The 14,866-nt window shown below is 56.5% G+C and carries 16 protein-coding genes; 3 read left to right on the plus strand and 13 right to left on the minus strand.

Annotated features, from left to right (window positions below):
• Positions 1–361 precede the first annotated feature (361 nt).
• From VLX68_13785 to VLX68_13830, 10 genes are all read right to left on the minus strand, one after another.
• A complete protein-coding gene (locus VLX68_13785) occupies positions 362–1,549 on the minus strand; it encodes an ATP-binding protein (protein ID HUI93313.1) in 1,188 nt (395 codons plus the stop codon).
• Positions 1,550–1,728: 179 nt separating this feature from the next.
• Positions 1,729–1,860, minus strand: a complete 132-nt coding sequence (locus VLX68_13790) for a hypothetical protein (protein ID HUI93314.1) — start codon at positions 1,858–1,860, stop codon at positions 1,729–1,731.
• Positions 1,861–2,631: a C1 family peptidase gene (locus VLX68_13795; protein HUI93315.1), complete on the minus strand. Its 771-nt coding sequence runs from the start codon at positions 2,629–2,631 to the stop codon at positions 1,861–1,863.
• Between the two features lie 116 nt (positions 2,632–2,747).
• Positions 2,748–3,842, minus strand: a complete 1,095-nt coding sequence (wecB, locus tag VLX68_13800) for a UDP-N-acetylglucosamine 2-epimerase (non-hydrolyzing) (GenBank protein ID HUI93316.1) — start codon at positions 3,840–3,842, stop codon at positions 2,748–2,750.
• A 195-nt stretch (positions 3,843–4,037) separates the two neighbouring features.
• Complete coding sequence (locus VLX68_13805) at positions 4,038–4,736, minus strand: glycosyltransferase family 2 protein (GenBank protein ID HUI93317.1); 699 nt, start codon at positions 4,734–4,736, stop codon at positions 4,038–4,040.
• Positions 4,733–5,341 (minus strand): hypothetical protein, encoded by a 609-nt coding sequence (locus VLX68_13810; GenBank protein HUI93318.1) that lies wholly within the window; start codon positions 5,339–5,341, stop codon positions 4,733–4,735. The genes VLX68_13805 and VLX68_13810 overlap by 4 nt, the downstream gene beginning before the upstream one ends.
• A 390-nt stretch (positions 5,342–5,731) precedes the next feature.
• Positions 5,732–5,962 (minus strand): hypothetical protein, encoded by a 231-nt coding sequence (locus VLX68_13815; protein HUI93319.1) that lies wholly within the window; start codon positions 5,960–5,962, stop codon positions 5,732–5,734.
• A gap of 336 nt (positions 5,963–6,298) precedes the next feature.
• On the minus strand, positions 6,299–6,850 hold the full coding sequence (locus VLX68_13820; protein ID HUI93320.1) for a transcription termination/antitermination NusG family protein: 552 nt from the start codon (positions 6,848–6,850) through the stop codon (positions 6,299–6,301).
• 207 nt (positions 6,851–7,057) lie between these two features.
• Entirely contained in the window at positions 7,058–7,729 is a 672-nt protein-coding gene (gene pyrE, locus VLX68_13825; protein HUI93321.1) for an orotate phosphoribosyltransferase, read from the minus strand.
• A 169-nt stretch (positions 7,730–7,898) separates the two neighbouring features.
• On the minus strand, positions 7,899–8,696 hold the full coding sequence (locus tag VLX68_13830; GenBank protein HUI93322.1) for an MBL fold metallo-hydrolase: 798 nt from the start codon (positions 8,694–8,696) through the stop codon (positions 7,899–7,901).
• Positions 8,697–8,889: 193 nt separating this feature from the next.
• Between VLX68_13830 and VLX68_13835 the strand changes: the two genes are divergently transcribed.
• The 3 genes from VLX68_13835 to VLX68_13845 are packed head-to-tail and all read left to right on the plus strand — an operon-like array spanning position 8,890 to position 12,522.
• Positions 8,890–10,077 (plus strand): Wzz/FepE/Etk N-terminal domain-containing protein, encoded by a 1,188-nt coding sequence (locus tag VLX68_13835; GenBank protein ID HUI93323.1) that lies wholly within the window; start codon positions 8,890–8,892, stop codon positions 10,075–10,077.
• Between the two features lie 48 nt (positions 10,078–10,125).
• Positions 10,126–11,412 carry an O-antigen polymerase gene (locus VLX68_13840; GenBank protein HUI93324.1) on the plus strand — a complete coding sequence of 429 codons (1,287 nt, stop codon included), beginning with the start codon at positions 10,126–10,128 and terminating at the stop codon, positions 11,410–11,412.
• Positions 11,413–11,424: 12 nt separating this feature from the next.
• Positions 11,425–12,522 carry a glycosyltransferase family 1 protein gene (locus tag VLX68_13845; GenBank protein ID HUI93325.1) on the plus strand — a complete coding sequence of 366 codons (1,098 nt, stop codon included), beginning with the start codon at positions 11,425–11,427 and terminating at the stop codon, positions 12,520–12,522.
• Here VLX68_13845 and VLX68_13850 read toward each other — a convergent pair.
• The 3 genes from VLX68_13850 to rplU all read right to left on the minus strand — a co-directional run bounded on the left by VLX68_13850 (position 12,504) and on the right by rplU (position 14,739).
• Positions 12,504–13,985, minus strand: a complete 1,482-nt coding sequence (locus VLX68_13850) for a flippase (GenBank protein HUI93326.1) — start codon at positions 13,983–13,985, stop codon at positions 12,504–12,506. The genes VLX68_13845 and VLX68_13850 overlap by 19 nt on opposite strands.
• 151 nt (positions 13,986–14,136) lie before the next feature.
• On the minus strand, positions 14,137–14,391 hold the full coding sequence (gene rpmA, locus VLX68_13855) for a 50S ribosomal protein L27 (protein HUI93327.1): 255 nt from the start codon (positions 14,389–14,391) through the stop codon (positions 14,137–14,139).
• Positions 14,392–14,427: 36 nt separating this feature from the next.
• The gene (rplU, locus tag VLX68_13860) at positions 14,428–14,739 is read right to left on the minus strand and encodes a 50S ribosomal protein L21 (protein ID HUI93328.1); all 312 of its coding nucleotides are present in this window, start codon (positions 14,737–14,739) and stop codon (positions 14,428–14,430) included.
• Positions 14,740–14,866 lie beyond the last annotated feature (127 nt).

Genomic DNA, 14,866 nt, shown 5'->3' on the forward strand with positions numbered 1-14,866 from the left:
TATCATTTCTTATTAGTTTTGATTTCTCGCTGATTATTTATTTCGAAGCATCCCCATCACCATGTTTTTCAATTCTTTTTTATACGCCTTCCCGCCCGCCCCGCCGATCACCGGCATTCTCTTCCCTTTCAGGTCCATTGCGCCGTCCTCCCTTAAAAATCCGCGGTCAAATTTTCTTTCAACTTCCCGGCCCTTTTCAACCGTCGGCCTTTCAACTCCTCAACTTTTCTCCGCGTTCTCCGTGTCTCCGTGGTGTGTCTTTTTGTTTTGCTTTCAACGTTCAACTTCCAACTTTTTTTTTCTTCATCGACCGTCGACCGACAACCTTTTAACCAATCAACCCTTTATTCTTCATTGGGGCTCATCCCGGAAACAAGCACCCTGCCGAAAGCGCTATGCAGTTGTCGCCGATGGTCCTGTTAGACGCGCCCCCATACAACACGATTGATCGTGCGAGCCGGTCCCGGCGTCCGCCGAGCGACCCGGCAAAGGCGTCAAGGTTTTTTGCGTCTACGGGCATCACGGTTGAAGACGCTTTCATTTCACAGGCCACGATGCGGTCGTCCTTTTCGATAATAAGATCAACTTCCTGGCCTCGATTGTCCCGCCAGTAATAGGCTTTTCTCCGTAACGGATCCATTGCGGTCCATGCATGAAAAGTCTGGAACAGCGCCTGCTCGAACCAAAGTCCCATGTCCGGTCTTTTTGGGATGTCGGCGGGGGATCTGAGGCCCGCGAGCCAGCCGGCGAGGCCGCAATCGTTCCAAAAAAGTTTTTTCGCCTTTACCAGTGATTTTGTCCGGTTGACCGCATACACGGGAAGACGGGAGATTTGATATCCCGCTTCGAGAAGATTAAGATACCGGTGGCATGTGGATTGGGGAATTGCCGCGTCACGGGCGATTTCGGATTGGTTGATGGGCCGTCCGGTACGCAGCGCCGCAAACCGCATCACTTTCTGAAAATCGGGCAACTGGTCGATCTGGGAAATGTGGCGGAGGTCGCGCTCCAGATATGCCTGCACATAGCCGGTAAACCAGAAATCCCTGTCTTCGGATGAAGCGGCCGTCACTGAAGAATAAAATCCCCCCTTGAGCAGCCAGGGGTGCCACTGGGGCGTTGAGCCCGGCCACTCGCGCGAGGAAAAGTCCGGCTCAAAAAGCCGGTCGATCAGTCCGGGCATTGCGGCATCGGAAACAAACTCAGCCGGGCAAAAGGGCATAAGCTCAAGGTACACCGCCCTTCCGGCCAGGCTGTCGGACACGGATTTAAGCAGCAGCATGTTCGTTGAGCCGGTCAAAAGAAACGATCCGTTTTTCCTGAATGAATCCACGTACTTTTTAATGGACATAAAGATCCCGGTAGCACGCTGTGCCTCATCGAAGGTGACCGGCGCGTCGGCAAAAAGTGACTCGGGGTTTTCATTCGCCTGGGCAAGTATTCCGAAATCATCAAACGAGCGGTATGCCCGCCCCCGGCCCGGCAAAAGGTCACGGACAAGCGTTGTCTTGCCGGATTGCCGCATGCCCGTAACAACGACGACGGGCATGGCCCCAAGGGCCTTTACGCAACGCCCCTCCATCCATCTTCTGATTCTATTCATAGTGTGAATAAATTTAATTCATGGCGTGAATAAATTGTAAATAAGGCTCTTTTTGTCTCCGTGGTGAATCTTCTTCTTTGCGTTCTTTGCGAGAGGTTTTTCAACATTCCAACTCTTTTTTCCTCTTAAACGAGCTCCCGCGGTGCCGTAATCACTTCCGCGTAAAAATCATTAAAACGTTTTTCATCGACCGGCTCCCACAACTCTGGAAATGCGATTGATTTTGTCTTCACCGCTTTCGGCCCTTGTTCGACCATTTACATTTTCTCCCCTCTTCTTATCGTCCAGAAATCGTCCGACAGCTCTCTTGACCCCAGGTATTCATACGGCATGGTGAAATACCCCTTGATGCCCCACGCGGGGCCCCACGAATTCCTGATGGTAAAGCGCTTGGCCGCGTCGTCGTAGCCCACGGCGAGAACGGCGTGTCCGCCCAGGCTGCGCTCGGTCGTCTTGGGCATGTTCACGATGCCGGTCTTTGCCACCTGCTGCGATTCGAACGATTCGTACACGGTGAAGCCGAACACGAACGGGAACCCGGTTGCCAGGCACGCGCGCATATGGTCTATGGTGTCGAGCCGCTGGTACGACGTGATCTGGTGCTGCGCGCCGTCCTTGTAGCACGCGGCCGAGGGCTTTGCCGTGAACTTCGATATCACGTAGGGCCATTTGGCTTCGGCGCAGCAGCCCTGCTTGGCCAGGGTCTTGATGCCGTCGCGGATCATGGCGCCCGAGTCCTGGTTCACGGTGTGTTCCAGGCTCCGCTCGTTGTAATACACGAAGAGCCTGCTCATCTGCACGGGCGCGAGCCTGTCTTTTTTCTCGAGCGCCTCGAGCGCGGACGTGAGCGCGTGCGCGGAGCAGGCGCCGAGCTGTCCCTGGTTTTCCACCGGCGGGCAGATGCCCTGCAGGTCGGCTTTTGGCGGCAGCGTTGCCGGCACCTGGTACACGAGGGAATATTTCACGTCGCGGGCGTCGGGCAGGTCTGGTTTCCAGCCGTACTTTCTGTACTTCGGTTTTGCGGGCATTATTCCTCCTTCATGATAATTTTATATGGAATTAAAAAGGGTGTTGTTACTTGTTATAAGCAAATTCAAGAAAAATCCGGGCGCCCCGCCGTCAACTGTCAACAGTCAATTTTTTCTCAACTCCTCAACCTTTCAACCAGTATCTTCACGATTTTCTCAGCCGCCTTGCCGTCCCCGTACTCGGCGATGGTTTTCCGCTTTTTGTTTGGCCCCGTCATTTTTTCCACTGCGTCAAGCACCGATTCCACGGTCATGTCTTTTGGGGTCCTGTTCCACCCGGCGGCCACGGTCTCCACCCATTCGGTCTCGGCGCGCAGCGTGACGCACGGCACCTTGTGGAAATACGCCTCCTTCTGCACGCCGCCCGAGTCGGTCACGATGAGCTTGGCGCCGCTTTCCAGGCGGACCATGTCGAGGAACCCGGCGGGCCCGGTCACCGTTATTTTTTTCAAAAATTTTCCGAGCCCGAACGAGCCTACCATCTTTTTCGTGCGCGGGTGCATGGGGAAGACCACGGGAACATCGGAGGCGATCCGGTCCAGGCTCGCGAGGATGCCCGCGAGCGCCGCCTTGTCGTCGGTGTTTTCCGCCCGGTGCACGGTGACGAGGACATATTCCCGGGGCGCCAGGCCCAGCGCGTCCAGAACGGCGCTCCCTGCCTTTGCCTTTTTCGCGAACAGGACCGCAGCGTCGTACATCACGTCTCCGGTGTTGAACACGTTGCGGGTGATCCCTTCCCGTTTCAAATTGGCGGCCGCGGTTTTCGTGGGGCAGAAGAGAAAGGTTGACAAATGGTCTGCAACCACCCGGTTGATCTCCTCGGGCATTTTCCTGTTGAACGAGCGGAGGCCCGCCTCCACGTGCCCGACCGGCACGTTCAGCTTTGCCGCTGCGAGCGCGCCCGCGAGCGTGGAGTTCGTGTCGCCGTAAACGAGCACCGCGTCGGGCTTTTCGGAAACGAGAAGCGGCTCGAGCCGCTTGAGCATTTCGCCGGTTTGTCCGCCGTGGCCGGCGCTGCCCACCTCCAGGTTGTGCCGCGGCGCCGGGATTTCCAGCTCGTCGAAAAACACCTGCGACATGTTCGCGTCGTAGTGCTGGCCCGTGTGCACCAGGATTTCTTCCACACCGCCGTGCTTTTTAAACGCCCGCGACACGGGCGCGGCCTTGATGAACTGCGGCCGCGCGCCGATGATGGTGATGATTTTTTTCACTGAATTTTCTCTATGAATTGAATAAAGGGCCCGGCGTTCCCCCGCTTCGCGGGGCCGGCCGTCCTTCCGGTCTCGCCTTCGGGTGCTTCTCCCTCGTCAGGGATTTCCAGGAGGGGCCACAAGGTCCGGTTTCTTTCTTCTAATTTTCAACTTCTTCTCCGTGTCCTCTGTGTCTCTGCGGCCATCATCTTGCCTTCAATGCGTGAGCAGGTTGTACTTTACAATACACCACAACGCCCTCACGCCGTCCAGCACGCCGATCTTCTTTCCCTCCTCGTAGGTGCGGCCCGAATACGAGATGCCCACCTCGTACACCCGGCAGCGCAGCCGCGCGACCTTCGCGGTTATTTCGGGCTCGAACCCGAAACGGTTTTCCCTGATTTTGATCTTGGCGATGATTTCCCTGCGGAACATCTTGTAGCAGGTCTCCATGTCGGTGAGGTTCATGTTGGTGAACACGTTGGAGGCGAACGTGAGGAACCGGTTGCCGAGGTAATGGGAATAATACAGCACGCGGCGCTCGTCCGTGGTCATGAAGCGCGAGCCGTACACCACGTCGGCCCTGCCGTCCAGGATGGGCCCCAGCAGCTTGCCGTATTCGTCGGGGTTGTATTCGAGGTCGGCGTCCTGCACCACCACCACGTCGCCGGTCGCATGGGTAAACCCGGTGCGCAGCGCGGCGCCCTTGCCCATGTTTTTTTCGTGGCGCAGCACCTTCACGCGCTGGTCCTTCACGGCCGCGAGCGCGTCGGCGGTGCCGTCGGCCGAACAGTCGTCCACCACGATCACCTCGCGGTCCACGCCCGGCGGCAGGGGCGCGTTAAGCACCCGCGAAAGCAGCGGGGCGATGGTGCGTTTCTCGTTGTAGCAGGGAATGACGATGGAGAGCATCATGGCTGATCCCACGTGAAGAAGTAATAAATGAATTTCTGGAATTCAAGGAACGCCGCGCGCCGCAGCGGGCCGTACATCCACCAGGTCTGGTAGGTGTGCCGCGTCACGCCGTAACGGTCGTAGGGCACCGGAAGATAATAGAACCGGCAGCGGTCGCCCTTGTATTTGCGCGTAATTTCCATGCGGATCCTGCGCATGTGGAACGGCGTGCTCACGAGCCCGATGGCAAGCGGCCGGGCCGCCGAATAGTCCCCGCCGTCCGCGATTTTGCTTTTGGCCCAGCCCGCGATGTACCACGCCTCCGAGTTCGTGTTGCGGCACGTGTCGACGATGTAGATTCTCGAAGTGTCAAGGCCCTTTTTCCCAAGCGGGCCGGCGATTTTCTTTGACGGGTAGCTGATGAGCCACTGCGAGCGCGGATACCGGCTGAACAGCTCCTTCGAATAGATGATCCGGGCCGTCTCGCCGGCAAAGGTGAACACCGCGTCGAGCGACGGCGGCAACGGGTCGCTCACCACGAGCCACAGGGCGAGGTTGCAATAGGCGTACGCGGCGACGGCCGCGGCGACGGCCGCGCTGGCGATGACGAGCCAGGATTTTTTCATTTTGACCGACAGAAAGGGCACCCGGAAAGTAACAAAGTGACAAAGATGCAAAGTGACAAAGTATAAAACTCAACAGGCATATTTTCTAAACCTCTCAACTCCTCGACTTTTCAACTATTCAACTGCTTATCTGTGTCCTCCGTGTCTCTGCGGCAAGTCTTTTTTTCAACTCGTCAACCCGTTTGCGCGTCTGCCCGTCTGCGCATCCACGCATTTACGCATCAACGCTCTAACGCTTTAGCTCTTCGAGCTTTCATTTTCAACATATTGAATGATGGAATCGGCAAGTGATGAAATGCCGCTGAAGCGCTTTGAGTGAATTTTCAACGAGTTGCTGGACATGAAATCCTATGACGTCGTCCGCCACGTCCTTGTCCATCGACAACTTCTCTACCAGGACCGCGTCTTGCCGAGCTTTCCTGACAAGCAAACGCGCAAAATCAATGTTTTTTTTTCATACAGAACTTTCCCTTCTTTCAGGATGCTGTTGAAGAGAGTCCCGGACACCTCGCCCCACTCGTGGAATACCTGGGCGCTGTGGACGACGATGTCAACCGGTATCCTGAGCGGGCTTAGGGCACGCCTGAGCCTTACCGCCTCGGTTTTTTTTTGTGCGTACAAACTCCGCCCCCGTCGGCGGTACTTTAAAAAAAGTCCTGCCCTCCTTTAGATGCAACCTTTGAATGTCTAAAATCCAATCCCGCGCTTAAGCGGGCCTGCTTACAATATTATATATATGAATTATGTCTGTCAAAAGAAACCCAAAAAAGAAAATCAATCCGCCGGATCCTTTTTAGTCTTTAAACTTCCAACTTTCAACCCGGCGCCCTTGCCTCTCTCATCAACAGGTAAAATACTCAATTATACCACGGATAAGATATAATACATTCAATCCCGATTAATTTCAACAGTAAAATCAATATCTTGCGGGAGGCATGTTAAGGAAGGCCCTCTTATTTAAGTAACGGGCTTAACCATGGACGCGTCAATGCTCATCGAGGCCTGGCCAAGACCGGTCACCGACAGAAATAGCCTGTCTGATTCCTGCACTCGTGAAATGGTTCCGGTGAGGCCGCAAAGCGGGCCGGCTATCACCGTCACCTGCGTCCCCAGAGGATACGAAACCGTCACCGGCTCGAGCTGCACGCCCTGTTCGATGGCCAGGTAGATCTGGGTGAGCTCGTCCATGAACCTTTTCTGGTATTTTATGGGGATGATCGACACGACGCGGCCGGTGCGGTACACGCCCTGCACGAGCGTGTCCCTGCTGCAGAAACTGATGTATCCCGGGAACAGCGGCAGGATGGATTTGCGCGGCTTGTTGTTGTCCTTGCGCCGCGTCACGTGCGTCACGAGCGGCAGGTAATATTCGATGGCGGCCTTGACGAAATCGAAGGCGATGGCCTTTTCCTGCCGCGGCTTGACTTTTGCGACCCACCAGGGGTCCGCCGCCTCGGTGATGGGGCGCGCCGGGAACCGTGCCGGCGGGTTTTCGTCCACTCGTTTCATGATGCCTTACAATATAATAGAAGGGGCGTTCCGCGGCTCCGCCGCGGCGGCCGTCAACTGTTAACTGTCAACCTGTTTTTCCGGCCCTTCCCCGTGCCCTCTGTGCCTCGGCAGCTATCTTGTTTTTGCGATCTTTGCGCTCTTGGCGAGAAACTCTTCTTTCTCCGCGTTCTCTGTGTCTCCGCGGCTGTCTTGCTTCGCTCCAGCCTAAACGCCGTACTCGGCCCTGTACTTATCGATGCGCGCCTTCATGGCGTCGTCGATGACGACCTTTTTGTCAAGCTCGCGGTGGTGAAGAAACGCCACGATCTCCTCTATGGTGACGATGGCGGCCGCGGCCATGCCGAGGCCGCCGGCCGCCTCCAAAAGCGCGCTTGCGCCCGACCGGCCTTTTTCCATCCTGTCAACCGATACCACGAGCCCGCGCAGCGCGGCGCCGGCAAAGGCCGAAAGGACGGCCGCCGATTCCCGCACCGACGTGCCGGCCGTTATTACGTCGTCCACGATCACGATGTTGTCGCCGGCCGCGGGCTTGTGCCCGATGATGGTGCCGCCCTCCCCGTGGTCCTTTGCCTCCTTGCGGTTGAAGCACACCGAAACGTCGTGGCCGAACGTCCTGCTCAGCGCAACGGCCGTGCTCACGGCGAGCGGGATGCCTTTGTAGGCCGGCCCGAACAGCACGTTGAAGTCCTTTCCCAGCTTTGCCAGAATTGCCTGGGCGTAGAATTCCCCCAGTTTCGCCATCTGGCTGCCGGTCTGGTAGTTGCCGGTGTTGATGAAGTACGGCGTCTTCCTTCCGCTCTTGGTGGTGAAATCGCCGAAGGTCAGCACCTTGGATTTTACCATGAAGGTGATGAAGTCCTGCTTGTATTGTTCCATGAATGCTCCTTATTGCTTCAAGATAAATTAAAGAAGCGGGCGTTCCCCTCGCCTTCGTGAGAACTCAGGCTCGGGTCGGCCGGCAATGTGCGCCGACACACCCTTCGGTCCGCCTAACGCGGTGAATCTTGTTTTGCTTCCAACGTTCAACTGCCAGCCTTCATCTATCTCATACCTCAACCGTCATCCCGTCATACGCGAATTCCATCCAATCATCCAGCTTTTTGCCGTCCAATTGGTAATGGATGTCATGGCTCATGTGGATAAAACGGCACCGCCTGGGTCCGATCTCCCGCGCCAGTTTCATGCTCTGATCCAGGACAAGATGGCTTGCATGCTCCTTGGTTTCACGAAGGCAGTTTACAATAAGGATATCAAGTCCGGCCAGCACTTCCTGCGCTGGGAAGCGGGGCGATTTGAGGTCGGGAATATAGGCGAGGCCGCCGATCCTGAAACCAAGGCACCCGGCAAGGCCGCCGTGCTCCACGGGCAACGGGAAAACTTTTTTTTCAAACAGCATGAACGGGCCGGAAATCGGATTCAAGGCTATCCGGGGAATGCCGCCGCCCCAAAAGGCGTTCGGGTCGAAAATATAGGGAAACGAACTCCGTATGCCGGCCATGCTTTCGGGAGAGCCGTAAAAGTCAAGCGGGTTCTCCCTGCGGGTTGTGTAGGAGCGGATGTCCGGAACGCCGCCGATGTGATCCGCGTGGCAATGGGTGATGAGCACCGCGTCAAGTTTCGGGATCCTTTCCCGGAGTGCCTGCTGCCGGAAATCGGAGGACACGTCAACCAGCACGTGCCGGCCGCCGTATTCCACGAGAATCGACGACCGCGTCCGCGCGTGTTTCGGGTCAATGCTCGACAGCCCGCACACGCCTTTCGGGCATTGCGCGAAATTGCCGAGCATGCAGTCGATGGAGGGCACGCCGTGGGAGGTGCCGGTTCCAAGAAAGGTTATTTTCATAGCAGGCAAGGGGGAAAACCGCTGTTGACCGAGCTTGTTGACCGGATACTTTTTACGAGAAAATACGTTTGGTAAAGTATGCTCGTGAACTATTTTTTACCTCCGGCAACCGTGTGCGGTCGCGGCGTGCCGGCACGCTAATAAACAAGTTGCCAAATCGTACTTATTGCACAACCTAAGCCCGGAACATGCGATGGATGAGCCAAAAAAAATAGGCCTGCTCGACCTGCTGATCATTCTCCTCGAGCGAAAGTGGTTTTTTATCATTTCGATGCTCCTGTTCTGCGCGGCAGGGGTGATCATAAGCATGGTTTCCGCCAAATACTACACCGCAACGGCCGTGATCATGAAGCCCGAACAGAAACTCCCCTCGGGCATTGGCTCGCTGCTCGGAAAGGAGCTGCCGGTTTCAGGGCTCCTCAAATCCATGGACCTCGGCGGCGCGGATGTGGACAATTTCCTGAGCATCCTGCAGAGCGGCCGGCTCGCGGGAAAAGCGGTTGACCGGTTCAACCTCGTCCATTACTACGGATTTGATAAACTGAAAAAATATTACCCCGAAGACGTGGTGAAGCGGTTCCACAAAAGCGTCAAGGTTACGGAAGACAAATACGAGAACATCGAAGTGTCGGTGGTCGACTCGAGCCCGGCAATGGCGGCCGCCGTTGCCAATTTCATTGTGTGCGAGCTCGACACCATCACCTATCAGCTGGGAAAGGAGAGCGCGCGGAATTCACGGATTTTCTTTGAAGACCGCCTCGCACTAATCAAGCGCGACCTCGATTCCGCCTCAAAGCAATTCACCAAATACCAGACCGAGAACAATTACATCGAGCTCGAACAGCAGACGAAATCCTCCATTGAGGCGCTCGCCCAGTTCGAGGCGCAGAAAATGACGATCGACCTCGAGATCGCCCAGTTGCAGAGCCAGTTCGGCGCCAGCAACCAGCGCGTGAGCGAACTGCAGCGGCAGAAAGGCGTTATCGAGCGCAAGGTCAACGCGTACATGACCACGGGCGGCGGGAACCTCATCATTTCGCTCAAGGACGCTCCCCAAAAGGCGGTGCAGTACGGCTACTTGCTCCGCGATGTGAAGACCCAGGAGGCGCTCTACGAATTCGTCCTTCAGCTGTATGAGCAGGCCAAGTTCTCCGAGGCCAACAACGTGCCGACGGTGCAGGTGCTCGACGACGCCGGGACGCCGCAGAAAAAGACTAGGCCCAGGCGCTCGATCATCTGCATGCTGTTCTTTTTCGTAGGCTTTGCCCTTACGTCAACCTATCTCGCGGCGGACAAATGGCTGGGCGTCCAAAAACAGAACGGTACCCCGTTCTACAGAAAATTCAGCCGCGCCCGCGAATTGCTGATGTTCTGGCGGTAACGGCGGGCCCGAAGGGCGGTCTCTCCCTTAAGTCAACGGCGAACCTCCATGACGTTTTTCTACCTGTCCATTCTCCTCGTCACCGTCCTGTCGGCGTACTATTACAAAAAAGACCTGCTCTCCCCGGTCCGCCTCTATATCTGCATGTACAGTTTTCTCCTCGCCGTCAACTCATTGAAGCTGAGCGATTTTCAGACCGAATGGTCGCCCACCACCCACCTGTTCTTCTGGGGCGCCTCGGGGCTGTTCGTCGCGGGCTGCTGCATCATGCTGCTCGTCAACCGGGCCAACAATCCGCTCGGCCCGGCGGATTTCGGGTTCGTGAAAGCCTCGCTGGCTTCGGACGCGCGCCGCATCGACTGGAAATGGTTTTTTCTCGTCTGGATGTTCTGCTCGGCCGTTTTTCTGATGGGCTATGCCGCGTCGTTTGCCATCAGCGGCGTCGTGCCGCTGCTGAGCAAGAACGCCGACAAGGCGCGCCTCGCCTTTTTCGACGCAAATCCGTTCGCCAACATCGGCATTTTCTTCGGGCCGCTTTCCCTCATTCTCGCCGTCGAATTTTTGTTTTTCGCCGCACCCGGCTCGCGGCGCAAATGGACCGTTGTTGCCGTTTCATGCGCGGTGCTGCTGCTCTACAGCACCATTGTCACCCGCATAGATCTTTTCAGGGTCATCCTCTTCGGCCTGGTCATTTATCATTACGGTAAAAAGAGGCTCTCGTTCGCCCAGTTCTTGTACGCGGTCGGATTTTCTGTGGTGTTTTTTCTCATCTTCTTCTTTCTCAGGATAAAGTACGACACCCTTGGCGTGTTCGCGAATTACACCAAGCTCCACATTCCCAAGGGGATGTTCTGGACCGCCAACATGTACACATATCTTGTCAACAACTTCTGGAACCTCGACTTCGCATTCCGAAAATTTGTCGACGGCTCGTTCGTGTATCCGCGGGGATACGGATTCAGCCTTGCGCGGCCGCTCCTCTTCCTTGCCCACCTGGAGCCGGCGATGCTCAAGACCTGGGGGTTCGACTCGATCATGAACGAATCGATTGTCAAGGTAAAAGGGTTCAACACGATAGCGTACGTCTGGCATTTTTACAAGGATTTCGGCTCGTTCGGTGTTTATTTCCTGCCGCTTTTCTTGGGCATGCTATGCACCGTGTTTTATGTGAACACCCTCTACCGGCCGACCCTGTTCCGCATAAGCCTGTGGTGCATTTTCGCGAGCTTCATCCTGCTCAGCTTTCACGGGCCGCTCTGGGAACTGTGGTTCGTTTATGTCAACATTCTGTTTCTTGCGATCGCCCATAAGCAAATCAAGCTTGCCACCGGGTAAGGACGTTCCGTCGTGATCACCATTGCCTATGACCATCAGTTTTTCTCCATGTTCGGCTATAGCGGCATCACCCGCTATCACTACGAAATCATCGCGCGCCTGATTCACGACCCTGGGGTGGCTGTTTCGCTCTACATGGGATGGCATAAAACCATGTTCAATTACGCGCGCTTCAAAAAACAATATGCGCATTTCTTCGGGCTCAGGCGTCCGGCCATTCCCCGCACCACCCGCCTGTTCAACGCGCTGAACGAGGCGCTGTTCCCTCTGTTTCTCGCGCGGTCGCGCCCGGCGGTTTACCATCAGACCTATTACCGGTATTACGCCCCCGCGTACAAGGGAAAACGGGTGCTTACCTTGCACGACATGACCTACGAACTGTTTCCTGAACGGTTCTCGCCTCAGGATCCCGCCATCCGCGACAAGCGGCAATCCATCGACCGGGCCGACGCGATCATCGCGGTATCGGTGTCCGCGAAAAACGACCTCGTCAGGCTGTGCAATATCCCGCCGGAGCGCGTCACCGTCATCTACCACGGCAATTCGTTGACGGTGACGCCCCGGGACAAGCCGCCCGTCAACGGCCCGTACATTTTATACGTGGGGCAGCGGGTGCCGCATAAAAATTTCCCGGTATTGCTCAAAGCGTACTGCAACTCGCCCCGCATACACCGGGAGTTCGGCCTGTTGTGCTTCGGAGGCGATCCGTTTACAGAAGAGGAAAAGCAGGTGCTCGCGCGGCACGGGCTTTTAAACCGCGCATTCCAGACGGCCGGAAGCGACGAGCTGCTCGCCTCGTGCTATACCGGCGCTTCGCTCCTCGCCTACCCATCGCTCTACGAGGGGTTCGGGCTTCCCCTGATCGAGGCCATGCATTACGGCTGCCCGGTGGTCTCAAGCAACGCCGGCTCGCTCGCGGAAATCGGGGGAAAAGCGGCGGAGTATTTCGACCCGAACAGCGCCGACGGATGCGCGGCGGCGATGGAACGTGTCCTTTTTGACGCCCCTTTACGCAACGGAATGATCGAACGGGGACGGCTCAGGGAGAAGGAATTCAGCTGGGACGCCTGCGCATCGCAGACGCTGGCGTTTTACAAATCCCTTTTGTAGAATGCCCCGCCCGGCAGCCGGGCGCGTACAAGGACGAGTATCTCTGCGGCAAGAGAATCTTTGAGGCAGAGGAGGATTCCGATATAAATGCCTCCGCCCGCAACGGCGGCAACGAAGAGGGCGGCAAGATTGTTGCGCACCGCCAGCGTCACGATCCACACCACAAGCCCCATCACCGCGCTCGCGCACAGGTAAGCAAGCGAGCGACGGCCGAAAAATCTGAACGCCAAATACCGTTTCCCCCCGAGAATAATGAAAAATGCAAGCGTGGTCGTTTCGGCACAAACGGTGGCGACGGCCGCACCGTTGTGCTGGTAGAGCGGGATGAGCCACAAGTTGACGCAGATGTCAATCACGGCCGCCACAAAAGTCGCCTGGAACAGAATCTTCTCCCCGCCGTGGGGAAACAGGATCTGGAGCCCCACGAAATTCGAAATGCCGATGATGAGCAGAATGGGCATCGCGATGCGCATGGTGAGCACCGACTCGGCGAATCCCTTGCCCGCGAGAACGGCCATCACCTGTGGCGCGAGTAAAAACAGCGCCGTGACAAGAGGGAACCCGATAAAAAAGATGAAACAGAGCGACTTCTCGGCTACGCGCCTGTAGTCGGCGATCATGTTGTTTTCGAGGTAATAGGAAATCCGCGGGATGAGCACCATCCCCATCGCAGTGATCAGGCCCACGGCGATGCGGTCGACCCTGAGCGCAGCGTTGTAGAACCCCACGAACTTATCGCCTGCCCAGAACCCCAGCATCATGCTGTCGAGGTACAAATAGATGCTCACCATGAGCGTCGAGCTGAACAGGGTGAGAACGGGCCTCACGTGCCGCAGCGGCGCGATGCCTGCCAGCGTGAACTTCACCCGGCGCGCCCCCTGGACCATGCCGACCGCCGCGGCCCCGGCAGTCGAAAACACGCTCGCCGCCGCATACCACAGGTAGTCGGAACGGGTCTTGACAAAGGCAAATAACAGTACGAGCGCCGCCCCTTTGATCGTGATGCTGCGCAGCGTGATGTTCCGGTAGTTTTCATACCCCTGGAAGAGCCATTCGATGGTGAACGTGTTGGCGACAATGTTGACGCCCACGATGCAGAACAGCGGCAGGTCGCAGCGTATCCGGGGCACGGACACCAGCGTTATTGCGTACAACAGTGCGGAAAGCAGTGTGGAGCACCCGTTGATGATGAAAAGCTCCGAAAAAACCGCGTTAAGGTTCTCGCGGTTCGCGCGTGCCTTGGCGATCTCGCGGGCGCCATAGAGTGGGATGCCGAGGCACGCAAGAAGCATAAAATAGCCGGCGAACGACGAGGCGAACGCTACCTTGCCGAACATGTCCGGGCCCAGGATGCGGGAAACATAGGCAAAGGAGACGAGGGGATACAGGACGTTGACCACGCTCTGCAGGGAATTATAAACGTAGTTTTTCTTGACAGAAGGAATTTTATACCCGAGGTTCATGGCTGAACCTTCCCTGCCGCACGCCGAGGCCAACGCCGGCCTGCGGCGCAGTGCCGGTTAAAAAAAAAGAGCAAGGATGTAGCACCTTGCTCCTGCGAGGTTCGTTGTGACGGCGCCATGGCGATGCAGACAACCATGTTGCCGCCCTATGTCAGGCCGTGATGATATTGACCGTTTTGCGGTCCTTTGCGCCGGTACGGAACTGCACAATCCCGTCCGCAAGCGCAAACAGCGTGTCGTCTTTTCCCTTGCCCACGTTGAGCCCGGCATGAATGGCCGTTCCCTTCTGGCGCACGATGATGTTGCCCGCCAGCACTTTCTCGCCGCCGTATTTTTTGACGCCGCGGTACTGGGGGTTGCTGTCCCGTCCGTTGACGCTGCTGCTGCCGCCTTTTTTATGTGCCATTAATTATCCTTTGCAATCTGAGGTGCGCGGCCGTTGTCAGGCCGAAATCGACACTATCTGCAGCGTGGTATGCAGCTGCCGGTGCCCGGTTTTTTTCTTAAAGGTCTTTCTGCGCTTCTGTTTCATGATGAGGACCTTATCGCCCTTGATATGATCAAGAACCTTTGCTTTCACCACCGCGCCGCTTACCAGCGGGTTACCGATTTTCACCGCGGCGCCGTCACCCACCATGAGCACCTTTTCAAGTGAAATTTCACTCCCCTTTTCCGCGGCGATCCGGGGAACTCTTATGGTGTCGCCCTGGGATACCTTGAACTGAAACCCGTCCTGCTCAACGATCGAAAACATTGCCTTACTCCTGCTTTGACTGCCGTTTTGGCCCTCTGAGGCCTTTTTTCTCAATAGGAAAGTCCTTAATATACTTGTTTGGCGGAAAATGAGGCAATAATATAAGATAGATCAAATACTGTCATGT

This window comes from Chitinivibrionales bacterium, from assembly GCA_035516255.1.
Taxonomy (GTDB): domain Bacteria; phylum Fibrobacterota; class Chitinivibrionia; order Chitinivibrionales; family FEN-1185; genus FEN-1185.

Excerpts from the sequence above, each read along its gene's own strand:
- VLX68_13785 (HUI93313.1), bottom strand. The coding sequence starts at position 1,549 with ATGCCCGTCGTCGTTGTTACGGGCATGCGGCAATCCGGCAAGACAACG.
- VLX68_13790 (HUI93314.1), bottom strand. The coding sequence starts at position 1,860 with ATGGTCGAACAAGGGCCGAAAGCGGTGAAGACAAAATCAATCGCATTT.
- VLX68_13795 (HUI93315.1), bottom strand. The coding sequence starts at position 2,631 with ATGCCCGCAAAACCGAAGTACAGAAAGTACGGCTGGAAACCAGACCTG.
- VLX68_13805 (HUI93317.1), bottom strand. The coding sequence starts at position 4,736 with ATGATGCTCTCCATCGTCATTCCCTGCTACAACGAGAAACGCACCATC.
- VLX68_13810 (HUI93318.1), bottom strand. The coding sequence starts at position 5,341 with ATGAAAAAATCCTGGCTCGTCATCGCCAGCGCGGCCGTCGCCGCGGCC.
- VLX68_13820 (HUI93320.1), bottom strand. The coding sequence starts at position 6,850 with ATGAAACGAGTGGACGAAAACCCGCCGGCACGGTTCCCGGCGCGCCCC.
- pyrE (HUI93321.1), bottom strand. The coding sequence starts at position 7,729 with ATGGAACAATACAAGCAGGACTTCATCACCTTCATGGTAAAATCCAAG.
- VLX68_13830 (HUI93322.1), bottom strand. The coding sequence starts at position 8,696 with ATGAAAATAACCTTTCTTGGAACCGGCACCTCCCACGGCGTGCCCTCC.
- VLX68_13835 (HUI93323.1), top strand. The coding sequence starts at position 8,890 with ATGGATGAGCCAAAAAAAATAGGCCTGCTCGACCTGCTGATCATTCTC.
- VLX68_13840 (HUI93324.1), top strand. The coding sequence starts at position 10,126 with ATGACGTTTTTCTACCTGTCCATTCTCCTCGTCACCGTCCTGTCGGCG.
- VLX68_13850 (HUI93326.1), bottom strand. The coding sequence starts at position 13,985 with ATGAACCTCGGGTATAAAATTCCTTCTGTCAAGAAAAACTACGTTTAT.
- rpmA (HUI93327.1), bottom strand. The coding sequence starts at position 14,391 with ATGGCACATAAAAAAGGCGGCAGCAGCAGCGTCAACGGACGGGACAGC.
- rplU (HUI93328.1), bottom strand. The coding sequence starts at position 14,739 with ATGTTTTCGATCGTTGAGCAGGACGGGTTTCAGTTCAAGGTATCCCAG.